A 1221-nucleotide genomic window follows, 5' to 3' on the forward strand; every position below is an offset into this window, starting at 1 on the left:
TCTGCATAGCGCACTATACGATGACCTCGCTTTCGCATTTCCTGATCGAACGCATCCAGATAGATGTTCGCTATTAGTGGGCTAATCACACCACCTTGCGGACTACCAAGCTCTGTTTGCTGCCAATGCCCATCGACCATTACCCCACTTTTCAGAAACTGATTTATCAGCTCTAGCACGCTGCCATCTCTGACTCGTTTTCTGATGCTATTCAGGATAAGTTCGTGGTCGAGCTTATCGAAGCACTTTGACAAGTCCATATCCACGACATGCTGCAGACCATAGCGTCGAATAAACATGGTGGCTTTGTTAATGGCGTCGTGACAACTTCGATTTGGGCGGTATCCAAAACTTGATGGATGGAACTGCTCTTCGAAGATAGAGGTTAGGAGATCATTCAGGGTTTGTTGAACAACTCTATCCCGTACTGTCGGGATGCCAAGTAATCTCACTCCACCACCTTCTTTCGGGATTTCCACCCGTCTTACCGGCTGTGGTTGATATTGCTTGGTTTTAAGTTCAGAGAGTAGCTGTTCGAGGTTATCACTCAGATTTGAGGCGAAGTGACTCAGGCTCTGCCTATCTATTCCGGCCGCGCCTTTCGCTTTCCACACCTTTTTAAATCCTTTGTATAGCCGCTCTTTGCTGAGCAAGTGACCATACAAGCTGTAATAAACTCTCAACTTCTCCCCTTGGGTTGTGTGCTGCATGGGGACAGAATGCTTTCCTCAGTGCCGGTTTGTTTCACTTTGCTATTTAGCCTTCTAGCTCAATGGCAATTTACTAAAGTGAGTCAAAGTTACTCCCGTGTACGGTTTCTCATTACAGTCTTTTGCTTCCACAGTTAACCGCGCAGGAATACCTCGATAGCAAGTCGATTTGTGTACCACTGAAAAAAAAACATCTGCTCATCACAGACTTGAAGTATGCTTCCTCCCTTCGCAACACCTGACTGCTTTTGGCAAGTCGGTGCTCCATCAGATGCAATACTGATGGTCAGCTCGGTTTTCTCCTCCACACCGTTACCGGGCTTCTTAGGTCAAGCCTTACTCACTACTACGGATTCATCTGCCACCTCGCACCAACACAAGACTTAGCTTTCGCTTTGTGCTTATGCTTCCGGCCTTTCTCCGGATATGGTGTCAGGCTTCCCCAGTTACTGCACTGGCTCCCTGTTAACAATGCCACCCTCAAACACAGTATAGGCCTGACTGAGTATCG

The 1221-nt window shown here is 47.4% G+C and carries 1 protein-coding gene; it reads right to left on the reverse strand.

The window, feature by feature from the left end; genetic code table 11:
• On the reverse strand, nucleotides 1-683 hold a 683-nt coding region (locus ACJB0T_RS21895; protein WP_495292943.1), incomplete at its 3' end, for a reverse transcriptase domain-containing protein.
• Nucleotides 684-1221: the final 538 nt, after the last annotated feature.

The organism is Vibrio sp. CB1-5 (assembly GCF_059412285.1).